Annotated in this window: 19 protein-coding genes; 13 read left to right on the forward strand and 6 right to left on the reverse strand. The window is 71.5% G+C overall.

Annotated features, from left to right (window positions below; all coding sequences use genetic code 11):
- Nucleotides 1-8: 8 nt before the first annotated feature.
- Nucleotides 9-509, reverse strand: a complete 501-nt coding sequence (locus BLT28_RS00105; protein ID WP_162184895.1) for a hypothetical protein — start codon at nucleotides 507-509, stop codon at nucleotides 9-11.
- A 109-nt stretch (nucleotides 510-618) separates the two neighbouring features.
- Between BLT28_RS00105 and BLT28_RS00110 the strand changes: the two genes are divergently transcribed.
- Nucleotides 619-1,509, forward strand: a complete 891-nt coding sequence (locus tag BLT28_RS00110; RefSeq protein WP_030431934.1) for an AraC family transcriptional regulator — start codon at nucleotides 619-621, stop codon at nucleotides 1,507-1,509.
- Here the strand turns inward: BLT28_RS00110 and BLT28_RS00115 are convergent.
- Genes BLT28_RS00115 through BLT28_RS00130 form a run of 4 tightly spaced genes read right to left on the reverse strand, consistent with a single transcriptional unit; the run spans nucleotide 1,506 to nucleotide 6,248 of the window.
- Nucleotides 1,506-1,994, reverse strand: coding sequence for a mycothiol transferase (locus tag BLT28_RS00115; RefSeq protein WP_030431933.1), 489 nt, complete (start codon nucleotides 1,992-1,994; stop codon nucleotides 1,506-1,508). The two genes, BLT28_RS00110 and BLT28_RS00115, sit on opposite strands and share 4 nt — an antisense overlap.
- Before the next feature lie 38 nt (nucleotides 1,995-2,032).
- A complete protein-coding gene (locus tag BLT28_RS00120; RefSeq protein WP_030431932.1) occupies nucleotides 2,033-3,436 on the reverse strand; it encodes a GntP family permease in 1,404 nt (467 codons plus the stop codon).
- Nucleotides 3,433-5,034 (reverse strand): N-acyl-D-amino-acid deacylase family protein, encoded by a 1,602-nt coding sequence (locus BLT28_RS00125; RefSeq protein ID WP_407638788.1) that lies wholly within the window; start codon nucleotides 5,032-5,034, stop codon nucleotides 3,433-3,435. The genes BLT28_RS00120 and BLT28_RS00125 overlap by 4 nt, the downstream gene beginning before the upstream one ends.
- Nucleotides 5,034-6,248 (reverse strand): amino acid deaminase, encoded by a 1,215-nt coding sequence (locus tag BLT28_RS00130; RefSeq protein WP_231950937.1) that lies wholly within the window; start codon nucleotides 6,246-6,248, stop codon nucleotides 5,034-5,036. Before BLT28_RS00130 ends, BLT28_RS00125 begins: the two co-directional genes overlap by 1 nt.
- A 202-nt stretch (nucleotides 6,249-6,450) precedes the next feature.
- Here BLT28_RS00130 and BLT28_RS00135 point away from each other — a divergent pair, with 202 nt between their 5' ends.
- From BLT28_RS00135 to BLT28_RS00150, 4 genes are all read left to right on the forward strand, one after another.
- On the forward strand, nucleotides 6,451-7,377 hold the full coding sequence (locus BLT28_RS00135; protein ID WP_043813183.1) for a sugar kinase: 927 nt from the start codon (nucleotides 6,451-6,453) through the stop codon (nucleotides 7,375-7,377).
- On the forward strand, nucleotides 7,374-8,189 hold the full coding sequence (locus tag BLT28_RS00140) for an IclR family transcriptional regulator (protein ID WP_052407819.1): 816 nt from the start codon (nucleotides 7,374-7,376) through the stop codon (nucleotides 8,187-8,189). The genes BLT28_RS00135 and BLT28_RS00140 overlap by 4 nt, the downstream gene beginning before the upstream one ends.
- Nucleotides 8,186-8,566 (forward strand): RidA family protein, encoded by a 381-nt coding sequence (locus BLT28_RS00145; RefSeq protein ID WP_030431927.1) that lies wholly within the window; start codon nucleotides 8,186-8,188, stop codon nucleotides 8,564-8,566. Before BLT28_RS00140 ends, BLT28_RS00145 begins: the two co-directional genes overlap by 4 nt.
- A 66-nt stretch (nucleotides 8,567-8,632) precedes the next feature.
- On the forward strand, nucleotides 8,633-9,223 hold the full coding sequence (locus BLT28_RS00150) for a hypothetical protein (protein ID WP_030431926.1): 591 nt from the start codon (nucleotides 8,633-8,635) through the stop codon (nucleotides 9,221-9,223).
- Here the strand turns inward: BLT28_RS00150 and BLT28_RS00155 are convergent.
- Nucleotides 9,217-9,561 (reverse strand): DUF1844 domain-containing protein, encoded by a 345-nt coding sequence (locus BLT28_RS00155; RefSeq protein ID WP_030431925.1) that lies wholly within the window; start codon nucleotides 9,559-9,561, stop codon nucleotides 9,217-9,219. The two genes, BLT28_RS00150 and BLT28_RS00155, sit on opposite strands and share 7 nt — an antisense overlap.
- Nucleotides 9,562-9,841: 280 nt before the next feature.
- Here BLT28_RS00155 and infC point away from each other — a divergent pair, with 280 nt between their 5' ends.
- From infC to BLT28_RS00195, 8 genes are all read left to right on the forward strand, one after another.
- The gene (infC, locus tag BLT28_RS00160) at nucleotides 9,842-10,429 is read left to right on the forward strand and encodes a translation initiation factor IF-3 (RefSeq protein ID WP_156051411.1); all 588 of its coding nucleotides are present in this window, start codon (nucleotides 9,842-9,844) and stop codon (nucleotides 10,427-10,429) included.
- A gap of 50 nt (nucleotides 10,430-10,479) precedes the next feature.
- Nucleotides 10,480-10,674, forward strand: a complete 195-nt coding sequence (rpmI, locus tag BLT28_RS00165) for a 50S ribosomal protein L35 (protein ID WP_030431923.1) — start codon at nucleotides 10,480-10,482, stop codon at nucleotides 10,672-10,674.
- A 69-nt stretch (nucleotides 10,675-10,743) separates the two neighbouring features.
- A complete protein-coding gene (gene rplT, locus BLT28_RS00170) occupies nucleotides 10,744-11,124 on the forward strand; it encodes a 50S ribosomal protein L20 (protein WP_030431922.1) in 381 nt (126 codons plus the stop codon).
- A gap of 23 nt (nucleotides 11,125-11,147) precedes the next feature.
- Nucleotides 11,148-11,942, forward strand: coding sequence for a TrmH family RNA methyltransferase (locus BLT28_RS00175; protein ID WP_231950568.1), 795 nt, complete (start codon nucleotides 11,148-11,150; stop codon nucleotides 11,940-11,942).
- Nucleotides 11,943-12,085: 143 nt separating this feature from the next.
- Nucleotides 12,086-13,153 (forward strand): phenylalanine--tRNA ligase subunit alpha, encoded by a 1,068-nt coding sequence (gene pheS, locus BLT28_RS00180; RefSeq protein ID WP_030431920.1) that lies wholly within the window; start codon nucleotides 12,086-12,088, stop codon nucleotides 13,151-13,153.
- Nucleotides 13,154-13,157: 4 nt separating this feature from the next.
- Nucleotides 13,158-15,656: a phenylalanine--tRNA ligase subunit beta gene (gene pheT, locus BLT28_RS00185; protein ID WP_030431919.1), complete on the forward strand. Its 2,499-nt coding sequence runs from the start codon at nucleotides 13,158-13,160 to the stop codon at nucleotides 15,654-15,656.
- A gap of 258 nt (nucleotides 15,657-15,914) precedes the next feature.
- Nucleotides 15,915-16,973, forward strand: a complete 1,059-nt coding sequence (locus tag BLT28_RS00190) for a DUF3558 domain-containing protein (RefSeq protein WP_030431918.1) — start codon at nucleotides 15,915-15,917, stop codon at nucleotides 16,971-16,973.
- Nucleotides 16,970-17,710, forward strand: a complete 741-nt coding sequence (locus BLT28_RS00195; RefSeq protein WP_030431917.1) for a hypothetical protein — start codon at nucleotides 16,970-16,972, stop codon at nucleotides 17,708-17,710. Before BLT28_RS00190 ends, BLT28_RS00195 begins: the two co-directional genes overlap by 4 nt.
- Nucleotide 17,711 lies beyond the last annotated feature (1 nt).

Raw genomic sequence — 17,711 nt, forward strand, 5'->3', positions numbered from 1 at the left:
TCCCGGTTTCACCCCCTGGAGCCGGGAGCGGGCATGGCCGCGTAGTGCTTGACCATCGCTTCCACGGCGCGTCCCCACGCGGCGTGGTCCCTGGGCGGCCCGACCAGGTTCGGCCCGAGCTTGCCCGGCATGCAGCTGAGGCTGATCCAGGGCCGGATTTCGTTGTCCACCAAGGGTTTGAGGACGGAGTCGAGCTTGCTGAAGTCGAACCTGTCCACGTCCTCCACCACGTCGTAGAAGTCGTCGTCGAAGACGTGGTCCACCCGCAGTCCGCGCAGTCCGAGATCGGCCAGCTCGTCGGCGTGGTCGGCCAGCACGTGCAGGTTCTGCAGGGTCAGGTAGCCGCCCTGCGGCGCCCTGAGGACCAGGTCCTTGTCGAGCTTGCCAACGTCGGTGCCGTACGTCGCGGACACCGTGACGGCCGCGGTCGCGGCGAGCGCCAACGGGACGGCCAGCGCTTCCAGTGACGCATGTGCGGCTCCTAGGCAGGGAGGGCGACGTGGTCGCACGTCCCGCGATGATGTGACGCCGCTCGTCGGTCCAGATAGGACTCGATGAACCGCCCCTTGGACGAAATGGGCTTCACGTTGATGCTGGGAGCCGAGGGGGGTGGACGCCGTGCCCGAGTTGCCGGTCGCGTTGGATGGCGGCCTGATCTACTTCACCGACGAGATCACCGCCGGTGCCGGGCGCCACCGCCACACCGACAGCCACCCCGTGCACACCCACAGCTTCATCGAGATCTTCACCGTGGTCGAGGGGGCCTGCACGCACCTGTCACCGCTCGGCGAGCAGCGGCTCACCCCGGGCGACGTGGTGCTGCTGCGGCCGGGCGCCTGGCACGCGCTGGAGCGGTGTGCGGACCTGGAGATCTTCAACTGCTGCTTCGCGCCGGAGATGCTGCGCCGCGAGCTGGCCTGGACCCGCGAGGACGCGCTGCTGTCGTACCTGCTCTTCGAAGGGCCCTACACGCCGGGCCACCAGGGGACCCTGGCGCTGCGCCTCGACGAGCAGGCCCTGGCGGAGTACGTCGGGCACCTTGAGGCGCTGTCCGAACTCCGGCCGCCGCGCACCGACCGGTACCGCGCGGACGTGGTCGGCAGGCTTTCGCTGGGGCTCGGTGTGCTGGCGCGTGCCGCGGGCGAGGCGAAGTACGGCGCCCACCAGCCGAGCGGTGCCACCAGCCCCACGGTGCTCCGCGCGATCCGGTTGCTGGAGGCCGAGATGACCCGGGGGTGGACCCTGCAGGAGCTCGCCGACGCCTGCCACGTGTCGCCGAACTACCTGAGCCGGTTGTTCAAGACCACCACGGGCCTGCCGCCGATGTCCTACCTGGCACATCACCGGGCCGAGACCGCCGCGGTGCTGCTCGCCTCGACGGACGACCCGATCTCCCGGGTCGGCGCCCAGGTCGGCTGGCCGGACCAGAGCCACTTCACCCGCCGCTTCAAGGCGCACTACGGCGTCACCCCGTCCACCTACCGCCGCCACTGCACCATTTCCGCCTAGGCACCGGTGGACTGGGCACCGTCGAGGGATTCGCGGATGAGGTCGGCGTGCCCGGCGTGCTGCGCGGTCTCCTTGACCAGGTGGAGCAGGATGCGGCGCGCGGACCAGTGGTTGATCACGCCCGGGTGCCACGGCGCCTCCGGCAGGGGCACCGTCGCGGACAGGTCGGACAGGGCGGCCACCGCCGCGTCGGTCTCGGCCGCCGCCGCCTCGTAGTCCGCGAGCAGCGACGCCAGGGACTCGCCGTCCAGGTAGTACTGGCTGGTGTCGAACATCCGGTCCGGCACGCCGGGTCGGGCGCACATGATGTGCGTCCACGCGCGCTCGCCCTGGGTGAGGTGCTTGATGATCCCGCCCAGGGTCAGCTCGCTGACGGTGGTTCGCTTGGCGATGTCGGCGTCGGTGAGATCGCGGACGGTGACGCGCACGCCGGCGCGGAGTTCGGCCAGCGTGCGCGTCAGCTCGGTGCTCTCGGAGGTCGTCATACCCGGAACGGTAAAGCCGATAAGTGTCAGTTTCTGACCTACACGACGGCCATCAGTGCGGCGGCCACGGCGAACCCGACGACCGACAGGATCGTCTCCTGCACGGTCCACGTCTTGAGCGTGTCCTTCGTGGAGATGCCGAAGTAGCGCGAGACGATCCAGAACCCGCCGTCGTTGACGTGCGAGGCGATGATCGAGCCCGCCGCGATGGCCGCGCCGATCAGGGCGAGCTGCGGCTGCGACAGGCCCGCCTCCGCGACCTGCGGGCCGACGATGCCCGCCGTCGTCACGATCGCCACGGTCGCCGAGCCCTGGGCGATGCGCAGCCCGCAGGAGATCACGTAGGACAGCGCGATCAGCGGCAGCCCGGCCGAGGCCAGGGTCCCGGCGAGCACCTTGCCGACGCCGGTCGCCGACAGCACCGCGCCGAAGAAGCCGCCCGCGCCGATCACCAGCAGCAGCATGCCGACCGGGCGCAGCGCCGCGCTGGAGAGCTCACCGATGTCCTTGGCGGTCATCCCGCGCCTGGTACCCAGCAGCCAGAACGCCAGCAGCACCGCGATGGTCAGCGCCACCGGCGGGCTGCCGAAGAAGGTGAACACCGACAGCAGCCTGCCCTTGGGGAGCATGATGCTGCCGAAGGTGGCCAGCAGGATCAGCACCAGCGGCAGGCCGATGATGAAGCTGACCAGGCCGAGCGAGGGTTCGGTGCGGTCCTTGTTCTTCTCCGCCGCGACCTTGGCCGCCTCGACGAACTCCTCGGCGACCGGGATGTGGATGCGCTTGCCGATCCACGCCGGGAAGATCACGCCACCGACGATCCAGGCCGGGATCGCGCAGGCCAGGCCCATGATGATCAGCCAGCCCAGGTCCACCTTCAGCAGGCCGGCCAGCGCCACCGGGCCGGGGTGCGGCGGCAGGAAGGCGTGCATCACCGACAGGCCGCCCAGCAGCGGCAGGCAGTACAGCAGGATCGAGCGGCCGCTGCGCCGGGCGGCCACGTAGACCAGCGGCGCCAGCACGAAGATGCCGATGTCGAAGAACACCGGGATGCCGAAGATCAGGCCGGACAGGCCCATCGCCAGCGGTGCGCGGTTCTCCCCGAACGCGCCGAGCAGCCTGCGGGTGAGCACCTCGGCGCCACCGGAGGCCTCCAGGATCGCGCCGAGCAGCGTGCCCAGGCCGATGATCGCCGCGACGTGCCCGAGCACCCCGCCGAACCCGCTCTCCACCAGCGAGTTCTTCCCGCTCTGGGCCGAGCCGACGATCGCCTCGATGGACAGCCCGGCGCCGAGGGCGACCAGCAGACCGGCGATCAGCAGGGCGATGAACGGCTCGACCTTGAACTTGATGATCATCAGCAGCAGCACGGCGATGCCGACCCCGGACAGGGTCAGCAACCCGCCCGTGGAGTGCTGCAGCCAGTTGAGGAATCCAGTCACGCGACGACTCCAGAGGTGTGGGAGTTGCGCACCGCCCGGCCGGGCAGCGCCGAGGTCCTGGTGCCGTCGTCGACCACGGCGACCCCGTTGACGAAGACGTACGGAATACCAGCCGGACGGCTGCGCGGCCGGTCGAACGTGGCGGTGTCGGCCACCTTGCCGGGATCGAAGAGCACGAGGTCGGCCCGGTAGCCCTCGCGCACCAGCCCCCGGTCCGGCAGGCGCAGCCGCCGCGCCGCGTTCCCGGTCATGTGCGCCACGCACTCGGCGAGGCTGAGCACACCGAGCTCGCGCACGTAGCGGGCGAGGTAACGGGGGAAGGTGCCCCACGCGCGCGGGTGCGGCCGCTCGCCGACCAGCAGGCCGTCGCTGCCGACCGTGTGCGCGGGGTGCCGCATGATCGCCCGCACGTTCTCCTCGTGGCCGACGTGCATCAGGCACGAGGTGCCCATCCGCTCGGAGATCAGCGTGTCGAAGTACAGCTCGCTCGGCGCGCACCCGGCCGCCCGCGCCGACTCGGCGACGCTGTGCCCGACCAGGTGCGCGTTCTCCTCGCGCCGGGTCCCGTTGATCTCGATGGTCGTCCAGTCCACCGGGACGCCGTGGCAGCCGTCGGAGCCGGTCTCCTCCAGCTCCACCCGGATGCGCTCCCGCGTGTCCACATCGGACAGACGGGCCAGTGCGGCGTCCTGGCCGCCCTCGGAGACCCAGCTCGGCAGCAGCGCCGAGAGGTAGGTCGCGCCGGGCAGGTAGGGGTAGGTGTCCAGGCTGATGTCGCAGCCCTCGGCGATCGCCTCGTCCACAATGGACAGCAGCTCGCCCGCTCTGCCCTTGTTCACCGGGAAGTTCATCGTCGCGTGGGCCAGGTGCAGCGGGCAGCCGGAACCGCGCGAGACGTCGACCATCTCCGCGTACGCCTCCACCGCGCCCGCGCCGTAGCTGCGGTGGTGCGGGCTGTAGTAGCCGCCGTGCTCGGCCACCACGCGGCACAGCTCCACCAGCTCGGCGGTGTCGGCGTACATGCCGGGCGTGTAGGTCAGGCCGGAGGACATGCCGACCGCGCCCTCGCGCAGCGAACGTGCGACCAGTTCTTTCATAGCGTCCATTTCGGACGGTGTGGGCGGTCGATCGTCCCAGCCCACGCACATCATCCGCACCGTTCCCTGCGGTACCAGGTACGCGGCGTTCACCGCGATGCCCTGGTCGAGCCGGTCGAGGTACTCCGCGACGCTGCGCCAGTTCCAGTCGAAGCCCGCGGGGTTGTCGTTCCACCCCGCCAGCTGCCGGCGCAGCTGAGCCAGCACCGCGTCGTCGGCGGGTGCGTAGGACAGCCCGTCCTGGCCGAGGACCTCGAGTGTGACGCCCTGGCACACCTTCGCCTCGTGCGAGGGCTCGGCGAGCACCTGGAGATCGGAGTGCGAGTGCATGTCGATGAAGCCGGGCGCGAGCACCAGGCCGTCCGCGTCGATCACCCGCGTACCGGTCAGCCGCTCGTGGCGCGCGATCTCGGCGATGCGCCCCTCCGACACCGCGACGTCAGCCCGGAAGAGGTCCGCGCCGGTGCCGTCCGCGACCTGGGCGCCCCGTACGACCAGCATCAGAACCACGTCCTGACGTAGTCGACGACCGTGGTGCCGTCGACCACGGGGATCAGCTGCCACTTGTCGAAGACGGTGCAGGGGTGGGACAGGCCGAGCGAGATCCAGTCACCGACGCCGACCTGGTCGTCCTGGGCCAGCCGGAGGAACGCGTGCTGGTCGTTCAGCGCGCTGACCGAGCAGCCGTCCAAAGTGGACGCCGACTTTCCCGAGCGCACCAGCTGCGGCTCCGGGAGCCCCTCGTCGAAGGACACGTCGCGCTTGCCGACGGTGAGCAGCGCCAGCCTCGGTTCGGGGCGCGAGGTCACCTGGGCCCACGCGTGCAGCGCCGGGCGGAACGCGCTGCCGCCGCCGAGCCGGTGCTCGCGCCCGAACGGGGAGATCCCTCGGTAGAAGCCGTCGTCGTGGGTCAGGTACGCGCCACTGCGCAGCACCGGCACGACCTCCAGCCCGTCCGGCCACGGCTCGGTGATCGCGGCGGCGACCTGGTCGAAGTACGCGCTGCCGCCCGCCGTCACGATCGCCGGGCCGGTGAAGTGGTCCGCGAGGCGGATCGTCAGCTCGCGCAGGTTCGCCAGGTATCCATCCACAGTGGACTGCTTCGTGGCCCAGTCCCCGTGCGCCACAGCGGCTTCGTAACCGCCGGTACCCGCGAGGCGCAGCACCGGGCTGGCCGCGATCGCCTCGCCGACCGCCACCGCGGTGTCCAGGTCGCGCGCGCCGGTGCGTCCGTTCTCGCCGCCCAGCTCCACGAGCACGTCCACCGGCCGCGACCCGCCCGCGGCGGTGAGCGCCTCCGTCATCAGCCGCACCCCGCGCACGGAATCGGCCCAGCACACGAACTCGAAGCGCGGATCGCGGTCGAGCTCGGCCGACAACCACCGCAGCGCCGCCGGATCGACGAGCTGGTTGGCGAACACCACGCGCTGGACGCCGAAGGCCCGGTACACGCGCAGCTGGCTGGCGTTGGCGGCGGTGATGCCCCACGCACCCGCGTCCAGCTGGTCGGCGAAGAGCTGGGGCGCCATCGTGGTCTTGCCGTGCGGCGCGAGCCGGAGCCCGTGCTCGGCGCACCACGCGGCCATCGTGTCCAGGTTGTGCCGCATCGCGGGCGCGTCCAGCACCACCACCGGCCCGAGGAACCCGTCCTCGAAGAGGTCGAGCCGCCGCTGCGCCGCTTCCGCGATGGTCAGCCCGTGCAGCGCGGCGGGCATGCCCTTGAAGCGCCAGTCGATGCGTTCGGCGCGGCTCGCTTCGATCGCCGCACGATCAAGGGACGTCACGGGCACCCGCTCCTTCGTTGCGTGTAGTGCAACAGTAATTGCGCTATGTGCTGCGAGGGTGTGTAGCATTCGTCGGGCTGGACGGTCAACACATGTGGGGAGCACGGTGAACACCTCGGGGGACGTGGTCTGCATCGGCGAGTCCATGGCCGTGTTCGTGCCCGCTCGCGAGGCCCGGACCTGGACCCAGGGTGTCGGCGGCGCCGAGTCGAACGTCGCGTGCCACCTGGCTTCGCGCGGGCTCCGGAGCCGTTGGGTGAGCGCGCTCGGCGACGACTCCTTCGGCCGCACGGTGCTCGGCCGCGTGCGCGCCTCGGGCGTCGACACAGCCGACGTGCACATCGACCCCGTCCGGCCGACCGGGCTCTACTTCAAAGAGCCCGGCGCCGTGACGTACTACCGGCGGGGTTCCGCGGCCTCGGCGCTCGGGCCCGACCTGCTCGACCGGATCTCCTTGGAGCGCACGAGCCTGGTGCACGTCAGCGGCATCACCGCGGCGCTGTCGCCCAGCTGCCTCGACCTGCTGCGCGCCGTCCTGGGCGACCGGCGCGGCGACTACCGGGTGTCCTTCGACGTCAACTGGCGGCCCGCGCTGTGGGAGTGCGGCGGGGGACCGGAGCTGCTGCGCGAGCTGGCCGACGCCGCCGACATCGTGCTGGTCGGCTCCGACGAGGCGGACGCGCTGTGGGGGACCGACGACCCCGCCGAGATCCGGAAACTGTTGCCGAAGCCGGAAACCCTTGTGGTGAAACAGGGAGCGGACGGGGCAACCCTCATCGAGAGCGGGCAGCGGGTGTTCGAGCCCGCGCTGGCCGTCGACGTCGTCGAACCGGTCGGCGCGGGCGACGCGTTCGCCGCAGGCTTCCTCGCGTCCACTTTGGACGGCCGCGGGCCGGAGCGGCGGCTGCGGTCCGGGCACCTCAGCGCGGCAGGGACACTGCTCACGCACGAGGACGTCGGCGAGCAGCTGCCCGCCGAACTGGTGTCGGCGCTGCTCGACGCCGACGAGCCCGCGTGGCGCGGTGCCCGCGTCAGCACGGAAGGGGTGAAGCTGGGATGAGTCAGAGCCTGGACCGCGCGCTGGTGATCCTGCGCGAACTGGGCGAGGGGCCGCGCACCCTCGACGACCTCGCCGCCAAGCTCGACGTGCACAAGTCCACGGTGCTGCGGCTGCTGCGCACCCTGGAGAAGCACCGCTTCGTGCAGCGCGAGGGCGCCCGCCACCACCGGCTGGGCACCGCGCTGTTCGACCTGTCCTTCCGCGCGCTGGAGGAACGCGACGTCCGGCGCGCCGTCGAGCCCCACCTGCGCGAGCTGAACGCGCGCACCGGGCACACCGTCCACCTCGCCAGTTACGAGGCGGGCGAGGTGATCTACATCGACAAGTACGACAGCAGGCACCAGGTGCGGATGTACTCCCGCATCGGCAAGCAGGCCGCGCTGCACTGCACGGCGGTCGGCAAGATCCTCGTCGGCGCGCTGCCCGAGCACGAGCGCCGCGCGATCGCCCGCTCCATCCCGTACCCGAAGCTCACCGCGAACACGATCACCGACGCCGACGCGTACCTGGCCGAGCTGGAGCAGGTCCGGCAGTGCGGCTACGCGGTGGACCGCAGGGAGCACGAGGACTTCATCCACTGCATCGGCGCGCCCGTGCGCGGCCCGCGCGGGGAGGTGCTGGCGGCGATGTCGCTGTCGGTGCCGGAGATGCTGCTCGACTTCGAAGGCCTGCTCGGCCTGCTGCCGGAGCTGCTGGGAGCGGCCCGCGCCGCCTCCGCCGACTGCGGCTGGCGGCCGGACGCCCAGGAGAACACCGAAGGCCCGCTCGCGGGGGCGAGGACCACCACCGAACAAGGAAGGACCACCAGATGACCAAGCAGGAGATCCGCACCGACGAGGCCCCCACGCCGGTGGCCAAGTTCTCCCAGGGGGTGCGCAAGGGCAACATCCTGCAGGTCGCGGGCCAGGTCGCGTTCGACCCGAAGACCGGGGAGATCGTCGGCACCACGGTCGCCGAGCAGACCCGCCAGACGCTGCGCAACGTCCAGGCCGTCCTCGCCGAGGCGGGCGCCTCCCTCGACGACGCGGTGATGATCCGCGTCTACCTGACCGACGTGGCGCACTTCGCCGAGATGAACGAGGCCTACGGCGAGTTCATGACCGAGCCCTACTCCGCGCGCACCACCGTCTACGTGGGCCTGCCCGCGGGCCTGCTGGTCGAGATCGACGCACTCGCCGTCCTCTCCTAGGCGGTCCTCGTCTCGCGAATTCGATGTCGAGAGGGCCGGGTGGAGCAGCGCCGCTACGTTGACGGGGTGAAGCTCTACGCGGACCAGGCGGGGCGGCGGGCCGGTCAACTGCTCGCCGACGTCGCCGCGGTCACGGTCATGGTGTTCGCCGTCATCGGGGCCACCCGGCTCTACGAGAACGTGCTCAAGCTCCGGATGCCCGGCGACAAGCTCACCGAGTCCGGTTCGGTGCTGCGCGGCGTCTTCGCCGGGGCCGCCGAGTGGGCCGCGCGCATCCCGTTGGTCGGGGAGTCGCTGGCCAAGGCGTTCACCCCCGGCGTCGACGCGGGCGACCAGCTGGTGGCGGCGGGCGGCAGGCAGATCGACGCGGTCGAGCAGACCGGGCTCTGGCTCGCCCTCGTGGTGGTGCTGCTGCCGCTCGTGCTGCTGCTGGCGACCTGGCTGCCGTGGCGGATCAGGTTCATCCGGGAGGCCTCGGCGGCGGTGGCCCTGCTCCGCCACGGCGACGCCCGGGAGCTGCTGGCCGCCAGGGCCATCGCCAACCTGCCGCTCAAGCACCTGAGCAACGCCGACGCGGTGGCCTGGCGCAACGGCGAGCTGGACGCGCTGGCCGAGCGGGAGCTGGTCCGGCTCGGCCTGCGCCCGCGCCGTCAGTAGACGGGGCCGGTGTACTTCTCGCCGGGGCCCTTGCCCGGCTCGTCCGGCACGGCCGAGGCCTCGCGGAAGGCCCGCTGCAGCGACTGCAGCCCGTCCTTGAGCGGGGCGGCGTGCGGGCCGAGGTACTCGCCGGACGCGGTGATCAGGCCCGCGAGGCCGCTGATCAGCCTGCGCGCCTCGTCCAGGTCCGGCTCCCGGGAGCCGTCCTCGGCCAGACCCAGTTTCTCCGCCGCCGCCGACATCAGCAGCACCGCGGAACGGCTGATCACCTCGATCGCCGGGACGTCGGCGAGATCACGTACCTGCTGGTCGGGCTCGGTTTCCTGCTCCTGATTCACGCCTGGTACCCTTCCACGAGCGACCAGCCCCCGCGTACGTGGGGGCGGCAAGTGGAGCCCCGCTCCCACCCGAGTCATCGCCCGTCCTGCGACGACAGATGTCCGGGTCCGGTCCCACCCCCACCGCGACGCGGTGCGCGGGTGGTGTGCGCCCTCGTGGCGTGATCGGTAGGAACAGCGGGCCCCGCACGTGCGTTCACGTGACGGGGCCGGACTCGTTCCTGGGTTCGGCGCTTCCAGCGCCCCCGAGCACGGGGACACCACGAACCTAGGAGGCCACATCAGTTCCGAGACTCGCATCAACGACCGCATCCGCGTGCCCGAGGTCCGCCTTGTCGGACCGGCGGGCGAGCAGGTCGGCATCGTCCGGATCGAGGACGCGCTGCGACTTGCCGAGGAGGCGGATCTCGACCTCGTTGAGGTCGCCCCGCAGGCGCGCCCGCCTGTCTGCAAGCTCATGGACTACGGCAAGTTCAAGTACGAGAGCGCGCAGAAGGCCCGCGAGTCCCGCAGGAACCAGCAGCTCACGGTCATCAAGGAGCAGAAGCTCCGCCCGAAGATCGACTCGCACGACTACGAGACCAAGAAGCGCAACGTGGTGCGCTTCCTCGAACACGGTCACAAGGTCAAGGTCACGATCATGTTCCGTGGCCGCGAGCAGTCCCGACCGGAGCTGGGTTACCGGTTGTTGCAGCGCCTGGCGGAGGACGTCGTCGACCTCGGTGTCGTCGAGTCCAACCCGAAGCAGGACGGCCGCAACATGATCATGGTGCTGGCGCCGCACAAGCACATCAAGCCCCGTCCCCGTGGGCCGCTCCCGGCCGACGACTCGGGCGACTCCGCTGGCGACGACACGCAGCAGGGCTGAGCACCACGGCCACCCCACGGGTGGCACGACCGCACAAGACTGAGGACACAATGCCGAAGAACAAGTCGCACAGCGGCACGAGCAAGCGCATCAAGGTCACCGGCTCGGGCAAGCTGCGCCGCGAGCAGGCCGGCCGCAGGCACATCCTGGAGAAGAAGCCGAGCACGCTGACCCGGCGCCTTGAGGGCACCGAGGCCGTCGCGAAGGCGGACGTGCCGCGCATCAAGCGCCTCCTCGGGCGCTGAGCGCTCCTTCCGCATCCCAAGCACATTCCGGGTGGCGCAGGTCGCCCGCTAGAACGACAGGACTGATCAGTGGCACGCGTCAAGCGGGCAGTCAACGCCCAGAAGAAGCGCCGGACGATCCTGGAGCGCGCCAGCGGCTACCGCGGCCAGCGCTCCCGGCTGTACCGCAAGGCGAAGGAGCAGATGCTCCACTCGCTCGGGTACGCCTACCGGGACCGTCGTGCCCGCAAGGGTGACTTCCGCAAGCTGTGGATCACCCGCATCAACGCCGCCGTGCGCGAGAACGGGATGACCTACAACCGGTTCATCCAGGGCCTGCGCCTGGCCGAGATCGAGGTCGACCGCAAGATCCTGGCCGAGCTCGCCGTCTCCGACCCCGCCGCGTTCACCGCGCTGGTCGAGGCCGCCCGCGCCGCGCTGCCCGCGGACAAGAACCAGGCCGCGGCCTGAGCACCCGGCACGAGCGACCCGCGGTGTGCACCGAGCGCACGCCGCGGGTCGCTGCCGCTCGGCAGCTGGCCCGTCGCACCGGCCGCACCCGCGCCGGGCGCTTCCTCGCCGAGGGCGCCCAGGCGGTGCGCGAGGCCCTTCGGTGGCCGGGCCGCGTGCACGAGCTGTTCTTCACCGCACAGGCCGCCGAGCGCAACCCCGAGCTGCTCGACGCGGCCCGCGACGCCGGTGTGCCGCTGAGCGAGATCACCGAGCGCGCCGCCGCCGGACTCTCCGAAACCGTTACCCCGCAAGGGATCGTCGCGGTCTGCGATACCGTCGACGTGTCGCTGGAGCGGGCGCTGGCCGGACGGCCGAAGCTGGTGGCCGTGCTCGTCGGCGTGGCCGACCCGGGCAACGCGGGCACCGTCAGCCGGGTCGCCGACGCGGCCGGGGCGGACGCGGTGATCTTCGCGGGGGACACCGTCGACCCGCACAACGGCAAGTGCGTGCGCGCCAGCACCGGCAGCCTGTTCCACCTGCCGATCGCGCGCGAGCGGGACCTGACCACCGTGCTGGACGCGTGCCGCGCCGCCGGGCTGCGCCTGGTCGCCGCCGACGGCAACGCCGCTGACGACCTGGACACCGCCGGCGCGCTCGCCGAGCCCACCGCGTGGCTGTTCGGCAGCGAGGCGCACGGTGTGCCCGGCGAGGTGCTGGCCGCCGCGGACGAGGCCCTGCGCGTGCCGATCTACGGCGACGCGGAGAGCCTCAACCTGGCCACCGCCGCCGCCGTCTGCCTCTATGCGAGCGCGCGCGCCCACCGATCGCCCGAATGACTCGTTCAGTGCGAAAGGGCGGTCGGGGGAGCGGTGAGTGCAACCCGATCGCGCCGGTCGCCTAGGATCGGTCTGTTGCCCGTCAGGGGGGTAGCAGCACGTCAACTCGGCCGACGCGGACCACTCAGGAGCGTTCCTCACCCATGTCCGGAGCCAACGACCCCTACGACCCCAAGGAAGTCGCCGCGCTGTCACCGGCGACCCTGGCCGCCGCCGTCGAGCAGGCCGCCGAGGACTTCGCCGCCGCGGCCGACCTCGACGCGCTGGCCGCGGTCAAGCCCGCGCACCTCGGTGACCGGTCGCCGCTGATGACCGCGCGCCGCGAGATCGGGGCGCTGCCGCCCAAGGCGAGGTCGGAGGCGGGCAAGCGGGTCAACGAGACCAGGGTCGCCGTCCAGTCCGCCTATGACGAGCGGCTGGCCGTGCTGCGGGCCGAGCGGGACGAGCGCGTGCTCCGCGAGGAGGCCGTGGACGTGACCCTGCCGTGGGACCGGGTCCAGCCCGGCGCGCGGCACCCGGTCAGCACGCTGTCGGAGTACGTCTCCGACGTGTTCGTCGCGATGGGCTACGAGGTCGCCGAGGGCCCCGAGGTCGAGGCCGAGTGGCTGAACTTCGACGCGCTGAACTTCGTCAAGGACCACCCGGCGCGGACCATGCAGGACACCTTCCACGTCGCGCCCGCCGACTCGGGGCTGGTGCTGCGCACGCACACCTCGCCGGTGCAGATCCGCGCGCTGCTCACCCGCGAGCTGCCGGTCTACGTGGTGGCGCCGGGGCGGACCTACCGCTCCGACGAGCCCGACGCGACCCACCTGCCCGCCTTCAACCAGATCGAGGGCCTCGCGGTGGACAAGGGCATCACCATGGCCCACCTCAAGGGCACCCTCGACGCCTTCGCCCGCGCGATGTTCGGCGAGAACTCGCGCACCCGGCTGCGCCCCGCCTTCTTCCCGTTCGTCGAGCCCGGCGCCGAGGTCGACGTCTGGTTCCCGGAGAAGAAGGGCGGCGCGGGCTGGGTGGAGTGGGGCGGCTGCGGCATGGTGCACCCCAACGTGCTGCGGGCCAGCGGGGTCGACCCCGAGGTCTACTCCGGTTTCGCCTTCGGCATGGGCGTGGACCGGACCCTGCAGTTCCGCAACGGAATCTCCGACATGCGCTACATGGTCGAGGGTGACGTCCGGTTCACCCTGCCCTTCGGAACGGAGGCGTAAGCCCGTGCGTATCCCAGTGTCCTGGCTGGCCGATCACGTCGCCCTGCCCGAGGGGACCACGCCCGAGCAGATCGCCGAAGCCTTCGTCCGGGTCGGCCTGGAGGTCGAGGAGGTGCGCCCCCTCGCCGAGGTCACCGGTCCGCTGGTGACCGGCCGGGTGATGGAGATCGAGGAGCTGACCGACTTCAAGAAGCCGATCCGCTACTGCACGGTCGACGTCGGCAACCTGGAGGAGGACGGCGAGACCGTGAAACCGCAGATGATCATCTGCGGTGCGCGGAACTTCCGCGAGGGCGACACCATCGTGGCGGCGCTGCCCGGGTGCGTGCTGCCCGGCGGGTTCGCCATCTCCGAGCGCAAGACCTACGGCCGGATGAGCCAGGGCATGATCTGCTCGGTCGCCGAGCTGGGCCTGGGCGATGACCACTCCGGCATCCTGGTGCTGCCCTCGGGCACGGCCCAGCCCGGTGACGACGCCAGGGAGCTGCTCGGCCTCGACGACACCGTCATCGAGCTGGCCGTCACCCCCGACCGCGGCTACTGCCTGTCCGCCCGCGGTCTCGCCCGCGAGCTGGCGTGCGCCTTCGACGCCGACTACCGCGACCCCGCGATGATCGACGTCGGTGAGGCCGACGACGCGGTGTACCCGGTGCACGTGGAGGACCTGGAGGGCTGCCGCCGGTTCGTGCTGCGCCGGGTGACCGGACTGGACCCGACCTCGCCGACACCGTGGTGGATGCGGCGCAGGCTGATGCTGGCGGGTATCCGGCCGATCTCGCTCGCGGTGGACGTCACCAACTACGTGATGCTGGAGACCGGCCACCCGCTGCACGCCTTCGACACCACCACGCTGCGCGGTGCCCTGGTGGTGCGCAGGGCGAACGCGGGCGAGAAGCTGTCCACTCTGGACGGTGCTTCGCGCGAGCTGGACCCGGACGACCTGATCATCTGCGACGACTCCGGCCCGATCTCGCTCGCGGGCGTGATGGGCGGGGCCTCCACCGAGATCACCGACTCCACCACGGACGTGCTGCTGGAGGCGGCCAACTGGGAGCCCGCCACGATCGCCAGGGTCGCCCGGCGGCACAAGCTGCCCAGCGAGGCGAGCAGGCGGTTCGAGCGGCTGGTCGACCCGGCGCTGCCGCCCGCCGCGCTGGAGCTGGCCGCGCAGCTGCTGGTCCGCTACGGCGACGCGCAGATCGAGCGCGGCCGCACCGACGTGGGCCGTCCGCTGCTGCCGCTGCCGATCACGATCCCGCTGGCGCTGCCGGACCGGGTGGCCGGGGTGAACTACGGCAGGGGCGTGACCGCGCGGCGGCTGAGCCAGATCGGCTGCCGGATCGAGGTGGGCAGCTCCGAGGACGGCACCGCCGTCGTGGTCGCCGACCCGCCGACCTGGCGCGGTGACCTGAACCTGCCCGCCGACCTGGTGGAGGAGGTGCTGCGGCTGGAGGGCTACCACACCATCCCCTCCGTGTTGCCGCCCGCGCCCGCGGGCCGGGGACTGACCGCCGCGCAGCGCCGCCGCCGCACGGTCTCCCGCGCGCTCGCCGCGACCGGGCACGTCGAGGTGCTGCCGATGCCCTTCGTCAGCCCGCAGACCTGGGACGCCTTCGGCCTGGCCGAGGACGACCCGCGGCGCCGCACCGTCTCGCTGCTCAACCCGCTGGAGGCCGAGCGCCCCGAGCTGGCGGGCACACTGCTGCCGGGGCTGTTCGACGCCGTGCAGCGCAACGTCTCCCGCGGCATGCGCGATCTGGCGCTCTACCAGGTCGGCCAGGTCGTGCAGCCGGACGAGCACCAGGTGCCCGCGCCGGACCTGCCGGTGGACCGCAGGCCGACCGACGCCGAGCTGGCCACGCTGCTGGCCGCGCTGCCCAAGCAGCCGCTGCACGTGGCGGCGGTGTTCACCGGGCAGCGCGAGCGCGCGGGCTGGTGGGGCAAGGGCCGCGCGGCGAACTGGTCGGACGCGGTGGAGGCGGCACGCACCGTCGCCCGCGCGGCCGGGGTCGAGCTGACCGTGGCCGCCGGTGAGCTGGCCCCGTGGCACCCGGGCCGCTGCGCGGAACTGCGCGTCGGCGACACGGTCGTGGGACACGCTGGAGAACTTCACCCGAAGGTGGTGGAGGCGCTCGGGCTGCCAGCGCGCGCGTGCGCGATGGAGCTGGACCTCGACGCGCTGCCGCTGATCGACGAGCGGCCTTCGCCCGTCGTATCGCCGTACCCGCCGGTGCTGCTGGACGTCGCGCTCGTCGCCGACGCGGCCGTCCCGGTCGCCGACGTGGCCGCCGCGATCGTGGCGGGCGGCGGCGATTTGCTGGAGGACGCAAGGCTTTTCGACGTCTACACGGGGGAGCAGGTCGGCGAGGGCAAGCGATCTTTGGCTTTCTCGCTGCGTTTCCGCGCGCCGGACCGCACGCTCACCGCGGAGGAGGCGGGGCGGGCGCGCGACGCCGCGCTCGCGCTCGTCGCCGAGCGAACCGGGGCCGCACTGCGCGTATAGCGCATTTTTCGCTGCTGGCAAGCTGTTTCACGGTACGAAACCCCACAGGGCCCGCCCCGTGGGGTTTCGTGCTTTCGGGGGCTTGCGTTGGGCTATAGTCCTGCCGGCAGCAGCCCGTGAGGGAGTGCTCGCGCGGGTCTGTCCGCCGTGTCGACAACGGCGTTGAGCCCCTCTGTCCACTGTGGAGCAAAGAAGACCTGTGGGGGTCTGGTGAATTCCTCCTCGATCCAACGAAGGCACCGGCGCGGTCGGCGCGCTGTGGTGGGTGTGCTCGCGCTGGCGCTGCTGGTGACTGGGTGCAGCGGTGGGCCCGCCGCGACTCCACCGTCGGACAAGTCCCCCGCGCAGGGCGGTGCCCCGGCGGCCTCGGCGCCGAAGGTGGACTTCGGTTCGGTCCAGGTGGACCCCGAGACCCTCAAGGGCCTGGCCGAGTCGGCCATCTACCGCACGTGGGACCCGTGCGCGCTGCACGATCCGACCTCGGCGGCGAAGATCTTCGGCGATCCGGCGACGTCGCTCGAGCCCTCGGACTTCACCGCCTGCCTGATGCTGGTGGACCTGGACCGCACGGGGAGCAGGCGCTGGCGCGTCTACACCCGCATCGCCTCCACCTTCAACGAGGGCGCGGGCGGCGAGGTGCTCGAGGCGGCCGGACGGAAGTTCGTCCAGGCCAAGAAGAGCGCTTCCAGCACGCCGGGTTGCGAGTACACCATGCAGACCAGCCAGACGAAGGCGCTCTCGCTCGAGGTCAACTGGAGCGGCGCATCGAGCGAAGCCCCGCCGAAGGACCCCTGCGCGCTGGCCAAGGAGTACACGACCGCGGTCGCCCCGTTCTTCGCCAACCCGCCGCTGCGTTCGGAGAAGGCGACCGATCCGGAGCTGCCGTTGGCCAGCAAGGACCCGTGCGCCTCGGCCAAGGAGATCGCCGAGAAGTTCAAGTCCCTCGCCGCGGGCGGTGAGCAGCCGAGGCTGTCACCGGGGCTGCTCAGCCCCAACACCTGCAGGCTGTCGTTCAGCTCTCGGGTCGTCCCCGGCCAGAAGGTCAGGCCGGAGATCTCGATCGACCACCGGTGGGGCATCGACCCCGCCGAAGGGATCTCCGGTGGCGGGACGGTGCGCAAGACCCAGATCGAGGGCAAGCCCGCGCTGGTCAACGACCAGACGGCCCGCTACGTCGGCGCCTGCATCGCGCAGGTGCAGTACGACCCGATGAAGGTCCCCAAGGTCGACATGGTGCAGCTGATCCAGGTCAGCGCCCCCGACTGCCAGACGGCCGAGGAAGCCCTGAAGATCGCGACGAAGGCGGCGCTGTCATGAGGAAGACGACGAGGCTGACCGTGGCGGCGCTGGCCGCCACGACCGTGCTCGCGGGCTGCGGCTCGCAGGTCAAGGGCGTGGCCGAGCCGACGGGCGGCGCGGGTGGCTCGGGTGGCGCCGCCGGTGCGGAGGGCGACATCCTGGTCTGGAAGCCGGGTGGCCCGCGTCCGGAGCGTCCGGTCATCCGACTGGGTGACCAGACCCCGCCGTCGGATTGGAAGTCCGTCGGCGCGCCCTTCGACAACTGCACGACCCTGAAGTGGGAGGACTTCCCGCAGCAGGCGCGGCCCACCAAGGACAAGCCGCCGGTGCTGCAGGTGGTGCGCAAGGGCGACCCGTACAAGACCGCCTGCCGCTTCAGCAACAACGAGTCGATCAGCTTCGACGCGCCGACCCCGCCGGACCCCAACAACCCGGCCCCGCCGCCCCCGCCGAGGACGACGGAACAGAAGCCGCCCGGCTGGAGTCCCATCTTCGAACTGACCGTCGTGTGGGGTACCGAGTTCTCCGTCGAGGGGCTCGGTGGCACTACGGTCACGCTCGGCGGAAAGCCCGCCGCGTTCAAGGAGACCGAGTCCGGCGGGACCGCGGTGAAGGACCCGTTCTGCACCGTGATCGTCAAGCTGAGCAACGGCTCCGCCGGCCTGCAGCTCCGCAACGGCCGGTTCAAGACGACGATGAACACCTGCGAGACGGCGAAGAAACTAGCGGAGACGTTGGCCTCGCGGGTGCAGTAAG

It is taken from the genome of Allokutzneria albata (assembly GCF_900103775.1).
In the GTDB taxonomy this organism is placed as follows: Bacteria; Actinomycetota; Actinomycetes; order Mycobacteriales; family Pseudonocardiaceae; genus Allokutzneria; species Allokutzneria albata.